The following is an 8,467-nucleotide window of genomic DNA, read 5'->3' on the forward strand; positions in this document are numbered from 1 at the left end:
GATTACGGAGAGTGATTTAGTTCCCGCAGGCTGTGACGCTTGGTGTGCTCGTGGGAGATCGACGGGCTGCAGGATGTGGAGACGCTTGCACTGTGGTGCGGGCGCCACGACGGACGGACAGGTCGTCGGAGCTCCTCAGCCCCGTTTGAGTCGGGCGGAGGTGTGCCGGGTCGGTTCGGCGGTCGTGGGGTCCTCGGGCCAGGGGTGCTTGGGGTAGCGGCCGCGCAGCTCCGCGCGTACGGACCGGTAGCCGTCCCGCCAGAACGACGCGAGGTCGGCCGTCACCGCGGCGGGGCGTCCCGCCGGCGAGAGGAGATGTACGAGCACCGGCACCCGCCCGTCGGCCACCCGCGGCGACTCGTGCCAGCCGAACAGCTCCTGCAGCTTCACGGCCAGTACGGGCTGCTCACCGCCGTAGTCCACGCGTATGTGCGAACCGCTGGGGACTTCGATGCGTTCCGGGGCCAGCGTGTCGAAGCGGGCCGCGTCGCCGGTCGCCCATGGCAGCAACCGGTTCAGGGCCTGTCCCGCGTCGATCCGCTCCAGGTCGGCCCGGCGCCGCGCCCGTCCGAGTTCGATGCCCAGCCAGTCCCAGGCGCGCTCCAGCAGCGCCGCGTCCGACACATCGGGCCAGGGCGCGCCCACCTCCCGGTGCAGGAACGCCATCCGCTGCCGCAGCGCCTGCGCGGCGGGCGACCACCGCAGCAGGCCGAGGCCCTCCCGCCGCAGCCCCGACACCACCGCGTCCCGCAGCAGCTCCGGGTCGGGCGCGGCCAGCGGCCGGGACGACAGCTCGATCGCGCCCAGCCGGGTCACCGTCCGGGCCACCACCTCGCCGTCCGACCACCCCACCTCCTCGCCGGAGGAGTACAGCGCCCGCGCCGCCGCACGCGCCGTCTCCTCGTCGATCACGGCAGCCAGCCGCACCCGCGCGGACACCGACGCCACCGGTCGGTCCGCCACCGCGACCGCCAGCCATCCGGCGTCCCGCAGCCGGGAGCCGTCCCCGGCCCGCGCTCCAGTGCCCGGCCCGGCCCCCGCCAGTTCCGCGCCGGTCCCCGACGCCATCAGGTAGCCCCCGACGCCCCGGGCCCGCGCCACCCGCTCCGGGAACGCCAACGCGGCGACCAGCCCGGCGACCACGTCATCGGACGCACCCGCATTCGCACCCGTATTCGCCCCGGCACCCGCCCCCGCGTTCGCCCGGGCGTCGACCGCCGCCCCCGACCCAGCGCTCCCGCCCGCACCCGCGCCCCCGCCGCCCGAGCCTGGCGCCACGCCCGGCGCCACGCCCGGCTCCGCGCCCACCGATGCCAGTCGTCGCGCTTCCTGCCGCCACCTCGCGGCATAGCCGTCGCCGCCCCGGCGCGCCGTGCGCCACGCGGCCGCCAGATCGTCCCCGTAGGCGCGCGGCGGCCCCTCGCTGAGCAGGGCGACCACCTCCGCGGCCCGCTTCACGCCGACCTCCGCCGCACCGTCCAGCAGGGCGCGCGCGAGCCGGGGGTGCACGCCCATCCGTGCCATCCGGGCCCCGCGCGGCGTCGCCCGGCCGTCCCCGTCCACCGCGCCGATCGCCGTCAGCACCTCCCGGGCCGCGGCCAGCGCACCGGCCGGCGGCGGGTCGAGCAGCGCCAGGCCGCTCGCCGACGGATCGCCCCAGCAGGCCGTCTGTAGCGCGAACGCAGTCAGATCGGCCACCTTGATCTCCGGTTCGGGGAAGGCCGGCAGTCGTGCGTCCTCACCCTCCGCCCAGCACCGGTAGACCACACCCGCTGCCTCTCGCCCCGCCCGTCCGGCGCGCTGCCGGGCCGCCGCCCGGGAAGCCCGTACGGTCGTCAGCGCGCTGAGCCCCCGTGCATGATCCATCCGTGGCACCCGCGCCAGCCCGCTGTCGATCACCACCCGCACGCCCGGCACCGTGAGACTGGATTCCGCCACCGACGTCGCCAGCACCACCCTGCGGACGCCGTCCCCGCCCGCCAGCACGGCGTCCTGCACCTCGGCAGGCGCCCGCCCGTGCACCTGCAGCACTTCGGCGTCCACCCCTGCCAGCTCCCCGGCGACGCGCCCGATCTCCCCGACACCGGGCAGGAAACACAGCACGTCGCCCGACCGCTCCCGCAGCGCCCGCCGGACCACGCCCGCCACATGCGTCAGCAGCGCCGGATCGACCCGCAACCCGTGCGCGGGCCGCACCGGTCGCTCCGGAGGCGCCCACACCACGTCCACCGGGTGCGACACGCCCGCCGCCTCGACCACCTGCGCCGCCCCGTCGGAGCCACCCAGCAGACGGGCCCACCCCAGGGCGTCCGTCGTCGCCGACGCGGCCACCAGCCGCAGCTCGGGCCGCAGCGTCTCCCGTACGTCCAGCAGGAATGCCGCGCAGGTGTCGGCGTCCAGATGCCGTTCGTGGCACTCGTCGAGCACCACCACATCGACCCCGGCCAGCTCCGGATCCCGCTGCAGCCGTTGCAGCAGCACCCCGGTGGTCACCACCTCGACGGTCGTACGCGGGCCGGCCCGGCGCTCGCCGCGCACCGTGAAGCCCACCTGCTCGCCGGTCTTCTCGCCCAGCAGCCAGGCCATCCGCCGCGCCGCGGCGCGGGCCGCGATCCGACGCGGCTCGGCGACCAGCACCCGCCGACGCGGCCCCGCGCCGGTCAGGCCCGCCAGCTCCAGCGGCACCAGCGTCGTCTTGCCGGTGCCCGGCGGGGCGCACAGCACCGCCGTACCGGCCCCGTCGAGGGCTTCGCGGAGCGCGGGCAGCGCGGTACGGACGGGCAGCTGGGCGAGTGCGTCACGGGCGATCACGTCCCCAAGTGTGCCGCTCGCCTCTGACAACGGAGTGCCCCGCACCACGGCGCCGGGGCAGCGCGCCCCGCCGCCCGTTGGAGCCGCGTTCCGGTCAGTGCTCCGACTGGCACACGAAGATCGCCGTACCGGGGATCAGGTGCCCCCGCAGCGGCGACCAGCCGCCCCACTCCTGGGTATTCCAGTCCGGCCACTCCGGCTCGACGAGATCCACCAGCCGGAACCCGGCCGCGACGACGTCCCGCACCCGGTCGCCCAGCGTTCGGTGGTGCTCCACGTACACCGCCCGGCCGGTGTCGTCCTGCTCCACGTACGGCGTCCGGTCGAAATACGAGGCCGCCACCGACAGCCCCTCGGGCCCCGGCTCGTCGGCGAAGGCCCAGCGGATCGGGTGGGTGACGGAGAAGACGAAGCGGCCGCCCGGCCGAAGGACGCGGCGCACCTCGCGCAGCACCCGCACCGGGTCGGCGACGAACGGCAGCGCGCCGTACGCGGAACAGGCGAGGTCGAAGCTGCCGTCGCGGAACGGCAGCGCCCCGGCGTCCGCCTCCACCAGCTCGGTCGCGTCGCCCGGCGTTCCGTCGGCGATCCGCAGCGCGTGCTGCAGCTGCCGGTGGGAGAGGTCGAGCGCCACCGGGAGCGCACCCTGGGCGGCCAGCCAACGGGAGCACTGCGCCGCGCCGGCGCCGATCTCCAGGATTCGCCGCCCCTTCAGTTCGGTGACCGGCCCCAGCAGTGCGGCGTCGGCCTCGTCGAGTCCTTCGGGGCCCCAGACGAACCGGTCGTCCCCGAGGAACGCCCCGTGCTCGGTCTGGTACTCGTCCGCGTTGCGGTCCCACCAGCCCCGATTGGCGCGGCTGCTCTCGGTGTCCGAGGCGTCACGGCGGGTCGCCTCGGGCTCGTGGTCTTGGTTCATCGCGCCCGTCGTCGTAGTCTTCGCTCTGCTTGTCGCTGCAGGGACTGTGAGGCCGTTTCGACCTCGCGGAACACCGCGTGTGCCGGATATGGGGCAATCTGCCCCCGGTGTGCGCGTTCGCGCATTGACCGTGTCCGGCTGCCCCCGTATGCTACAAGTTGCGCTGCGGGCTTGCGCGCCTCAGACGGAGCAGGCCGCGCTCGCATCTGTATGTACCCCTCGGTTTTGAGGCGTTTCGGACGGTTCCGAGTGCTCCGGCATTCGCGGGCTCCGAAGAGAGCGTCTTTGACACTGTCCGGCTTATGCAGAGGCGATACGGGCTCTCGGCGTAGCAGTACCTACGACTTCAATGTCCGTACCGGAGCCCTTTCCCACATGACGAGCAGCACCGAGACCACCGCCACCACCCCGCAGGTTGCGGTCAACGACATCGGTAACGAGGAAGCTTTCCTCGCCGCGATCGACGAGACGATCAAGTACTTCAACGACGGCGACATCGTCGACGGCGTCATCGTGAAGGTCGACCGGGACGAGGTCCTGCTCGACATCGGTTACAAGACCGAAGGCGTCATCCCGAGCCGTGAGCTCTCGATCAAGCACGACGTCGACCCCAATGAGGTCGTCGCCGTCGGTGACGAGATCGAAGCCCTTGTTCTCCAGAAGGAGGACAAGGAAGGCCGCCTGATCCTCTCGAAGAAGCGCGCCCAGTACGAGCGTGCCTGGGGCACCATCGAGAAGATCAAGGAAGAAGACGGCATCGTCACCGGTACCGTCATCGAGGTCGTCAAGGGTGGTCTCATCCTCGACATCGGCCTCCGTGGCTTCCTCCCGGCCTCCCTGGTCGAGATGCGCCGCGTCCGCGACCTTCAGCCCTACGTGGGCAAGGAGCTCGAGGCCAAGATCATCGAGCTGGACAAGAACCGCAACAACGTGGTCCTGTCCCGCCGTGCCTGGCTGGAGCAGACCCAGAGCGAGGTCCGCCAGACCTTCCTCACCACCCTGCAGAAGGGTCAGGTGCGCTCCGGCGTCGTCTCCTCCATCGTCAACTTCGGTGCCTTCGTGGACCTGGGTGGCGTCGACGGTCTCGTCCACGTCTCCGAGCTCTCCTGGAAGCACATCGACCACCCGTCCGAGGTTGTCGAGGTCGGCCAGGAGGTCACGGTCGAGGTCCTGGACGTCGACATGGACCGCGAGCGCGTGTCCCTGTCGCTCAAGGCGACCCAGGAAGACCCGTGGCAGCAGTTCGCCCGGACCCACCAGATCGGTCAGGTCGTCCCGGGTAAGGTCACCAAGCTCGTTCCCTTCGGTGCGTTCGTGCGCGTCGACGAGGGCATCGAGGGCCTGGTCCACATCTCCGAGCTGGCCGAGCGCCACGTCGAGATCCCGGAGCAGGTTGTCCAGGTCAACGACGAGATCTTCGTCAAGGTCATCGACATCGACCTCGAGCGTCGCCGGATCTCGCTGTCGCTGAAGCAGGCCAACGAGTCCTTCGGCGCCGACCCGTCGGCCGTCGAGTTCGACCCGACCCTGTACGGCATGGCCGCGTCCTACGACGACCAGGGCAACTACATCTACCCCGAGGGCTTCGACCCCGAGACCAACGACTGGCTCGAGGGCTACGAGACCCAGCGCGAGGCGTGGGAGAACCAGTACGCCGAGGCGCAGCAGCGCTTCGAGCAGCACCAGGCTCAGGTCATCAAGTCCCGCGAGGCCGACGAGCAGGCTGCGGCCGAGGGCGCTGCGGCGCCGGCGGCGCAGGGTGGCGGCCAGGCCGGCGGCGGCAACGCCGGTGGCGGCGGCTCCTACTCCTCGGAGTCGGCGGACAACTCCGGCGCCCTGGCGTCGGACGAGGCCCTCGCCGCGCTCCGCGAGAAGCTGGCCGGCGGCCAGAGCTGAGCTCGCACCGACTGACGGCGGCCCGCCGCTAGGCACCGGCCGTATCAGCCGATAGACGAAGGCCCGTTCCCCTCAGGGGGAGCGGGCCTTCGTCGCGTCCGGGGCGGGAGGGGGAGGGGGAGTGGGCGGCAGTGGTACGGGGCCTCGGAGCTGGGAATCGAGGGCGCGGCGCGCCGGTCAGCCCACTGCCGTCGAACGTGTTGCCGCTGATCTTCGCGTCGGTGGCGCCCTCCTTGATGTCGACGTTCTCGCCGCCGACGCCCGACACGATGGTGTTCCCAACGTCCTTGAGTTGAGCTGCTGTCGATACATCGATAACGCGGGCGGCTGGAACGCGAAAGCGCTCAGCAGGGCGGCGCCAGGGTCTATGAGGAGACGGGGAGCGCAGGGGGTGTATTGAATCTGCGGGGCGAGCTGAAGGTAGGGGCGGGACTGTGGCGCGTCAGGGTTGTGAACTTCGCTCACTCGTAAGGGAGTTGGGGTTCATTTCGCTGAATGGTGGAGGGCTGGGGAGCGGCGGCAGATTGGGTGGGGAGCGCGGGCAGGGGTGGCGGCCGGGCGGGAGATGTCCGGAAAGGGACGGGGCGGGTCCGGCGGCGGGGAATGCCTGTGGTCGACCATGCGTTGGCGTTCATGAGAACGAGGAGGAGCGGTCACTGTGTTGGATCCCCAGAGTTTGTACGCATGGGAGCCGAGCGGGCTCGCGGAGGTCGAGGCGTTGGCCTCCAGGGACTCCGCCGGGCTCGTGCTGCTGTACCACTTCGACGGGTACATCGACGCCGGCGAGACCGGCGACCAGATCGTGGAGCGGCTGGTCGACGGCCTGCCCAACAAGGTCGTCGCACGCTTCGACCACGACCGCCTCGTCGACTACCGTGCCCGCCGTCCGCTGCTCACCTTCGAGCGCAACCGCTGGACCGCGTACGAAACCCCGAGCATCGAGCTGCGGCTGATGCGGGACACCACCGACGCGCCGTTCCTGCTGCTCTCCGGCCCCGAGCCGGACGTGGAGTGGGAGCGCTTCGCGGCTGCCGTGAAGGAGATCGTCGAGCGGCTCGGCGTGCGACTGTCGGTGAACTTCCACGGCATCCCCATGGGCGTCCCGCACACCCGCCCCGTAGGCATCACCCCGCACGGCAACCGCACCGATCTGATGCCGGGGCACGCCAGTTTCTTCGACGAGGCCCAGGTGCCCGGCAGCGCGGAGTCCCTCATCGAGTTCAGGTTGGCCGAGGCCGGGCACGACGTACTGGGTGTGGCCGCGCACGTGCCGCACTACATCGCCCGGTCCGCCTACCCGGATGCCGCGCTGACCGCTCTGGAGGCGGTGACGGCGGCCACCGGCCTGGTGCTGCCCGGCGCGGCGCATTCGCTGCGTACGGAGGCGCTGCGGACGCAGGAGGAGATCGAGCGGCAGATCTCGGAGGGCGACGAGGAGATGGTCGCCCTGGTCAGCGGCCTTGAGCATCAGTACGACGCGGTGGCCGGCGCGGAGTCCCGGGGCAACCTCGTGGCCGAGCCGGTGGAACTCCCGTCGGCCGACGAGATCGGCCGGGAATTCGAGCGGTTCCTCGCGGAGCGGGAGAGCGAGGGCGGCGGGGGCGGCAGCTGAGCCCGGCCGGATCGGTCACCCGCCGGCCGTCCCGGACCGCCGGCGCACCGTATAGCGTGGGCGCATGGTGAAGGTGGGGCTGACCGGCGGAATCGGCGCGGGCAAGAGTGAGGTTTCGCGATTGCTGGCGTCGTACGGCGCGGTCGTCGTGGACGCGGACAAGATCGCACGCGAGGTCGTCGAGCCGGGTACGCCCGGACTGGCCGCCGTGGTCGAGGAGTTCGGGGAGGGCGTGCTCACCCCGGACGGCACGCTGGACCGGCCGAAGCTGGGCGGCATCGTCTTCAATGACCCCGAGAAACTCAAGGCGCTCAATGCGATCGTGCATCCGCTGGTGGGTGCCCGCTCGGCCGAACTCGAGGCGTCGGCCGGGCCGGACGCCGTGGTGGTCCACGATGTGCCGCTGCTGACGGAGAACGGCCTGGCGCCGCTGTACGACACGGTGGTTGTGGTCGATGCCGCGCCTCAGACGCAGCTCGACCGGCTGGTGCGACTGCGCGGCATGGCGGAGGACGAGGCGAAGTCCCGGATGGCGGCTCAGGCGACGCGCGAGCAGCGGCTGGCGATCGCCGACCTCGTCATCGACAACGACGGGCCGCTGGAGGCCCTCGAACCGCAGGTCCGCGCGGTTTGGGAGCGGCTGCGGGGCGCCTGAGGCCGGACGGTAGCCTCGCCGCCATGACTGCTGCTTCCGATGCCTCTTCCGCCTCTGCCGCGACTACGGCCACCGCTGCTCCAGTGGCTACGGGTCCCGCTGCCACCCCCGCATCCGCTATGGGCGACTCGTCCCCGGCGTCCCTCCCCGCGTCGTTCGTGGTGAACATCCCGGGCATCGCGGACGCCGATCTGGAGCCGGACCCCCTGGACCCGTCGCAGATCGTCTCCGGGGAGCCGGTGGTGACGGGCAAGGTGCTGTGGGAGTCCCCGGACGGTCGTCAGATACGCGGCATCTGGCAGATCACGCCCGGTGTGGTCACCGACACCGAGGCCAACGAACTGTTCGTGGTCGTCAGCGGCCGCGCCACGATCGAGGTCGAGGGCGGCCCGGTGCTCGAAGTGGGCCCGGGCGACGCCTGCATCCTGCGCGAGGGCGACCGCACTCGATGGACTGTCCACGAGACGCTGCGCAAGGCGTACCACATCAGCTTGTAGCTCGGGCGAGTGACGAGTAGCGAGTGGTGGGCGGCGGGGAGTGGGGCTTTGGGGACGGGGTTAGGGCGGGGGCTGGGTGT

General features: G+C 71.8%; 6 protein-coding genes and 1 pseudogene. 4 read left to right on the forward strand and 3 right to left on the reverse strand.

Annotated features, from left to right (window positions below):
- Positions 1 to 135 precede the first annotated feature (135 nt).
- Together OO62_RS34340 and OO62_RS34345 are read right to left on the reverse strand one after the other, a co-directional pair.
- Complete coding sequence (locus OO62_RS34340; RefSeq protein WP_033271628.1) at positions 136 to 2,811, reverse strand: ATP-dependent RNA helicase; 2,676 nt, start codon at positions 2,809 to 2,811, stop codon at positions 136 to 138.
- 94 nt (positions 2,812 to 2,905) lie between these two features.
- Positions 2,906 to 3,727 carry a class I SAM-dependent methyltransferase gene (locus OO62_RS34345; protein WP_033271629.1) on the reverse strand — a complete coding sequence of 274 codons (822 nt, stop codon included), beginning with the start codon at positions 3,725 to 3,727 and terminating at the stop codon, positions 2,906 to 2,908.
- 375 nt (positions 3,728 to 4,102) lie between these two features.
- Between OO62_RS34345 and rpsA the strand changes: the two genes are divergently transcribed.
- Positions 4,103 to 5,623 (forward strand): 30S ribosomal protein S1, encoded by a 1,521-nt coding sequence (gene rpsA, locus OO62_RS34350; RefSeq protein ID WP_033271630.1) that lies wholly within the window; start codon positions 4,103 to 4,105, stop codon positions 5,621 to 5,623.
- Between the two features lie 169 nt (positions 5,624 to 5,792).
- On the opposite strand, the pseudogene OO62_RS41135 reads toward rpsA, so the two are convergent.
- Positions 5,793 to 5,903, reverse strand: a pseudogene (locus OO62_RS41135) (right-handed parallel beta-helix repeat-containing protein); the annotation flags it as partial.
- A 378-nt stretch (positions 5,904 to 6,281) separates the two neighbouring features.
- Here OO62_RS41135 and OO62_RS34355 point away from each other — a divergent pair.
- The 3 genes from OO62_RS34355 to OO62_RS34365 all read left to right on the forward strand — a co-directional run bounded on the left by OO62_RS34355 (position 6,282) and on the right by OO62_RS34365 (position 8,387).
- Positions 6,282 to 7,235 carry a PAC2 family protein gene (locus OO62_RS34355; protein WP_078617506.1) on the forward strand — a complete coding sequence of 318 codons (954 nt, stop codon included), beginning with the start codon at positions 6,282 to 6,284 and terminating at the stop codon, positions 7,233 to 7,235.
- Positions 7,236 to 7,299: 64 nt separating this feature from the next.
- A complete protein-coding gene (gene coaE, locus OO62_RS34360) occupies positions 7,300 to 7,890 on the forward strand; it encodes a dephospho-CoA kinase (protein ID WP_033271632.1) in 591 nt (196 codons plus the stop codon).
- Positions 7,891 to 8,009: 119 nt separating this feature from the next.
- Positions 8,010 to 8,387 carry a cupin domain-containing protein gene (locus OO62_RS34365; protein WP_033271633.1) on the forward strand — a complete coding sequence of 126 codons (378 nt, stop codon included), beginning with the start codon at positions 8,010 to 8,012 and terminating at the stop codon, positions 8,385 to 8,387.
- Positions 8,388 to 8,467: the final 80 nt, after the last annotated feature.

Origin of the sequence: Streptomyces lydicus, assembly GCF_000717345.1 — a bacterium.
GTDB classification, from domain to species: domain Bacteria; phylum Actinomycetota; class Actinomycetes; order Streptomycetales; family Streptomycetaceae; genus Streptomyces; species Streptomyces lydicus.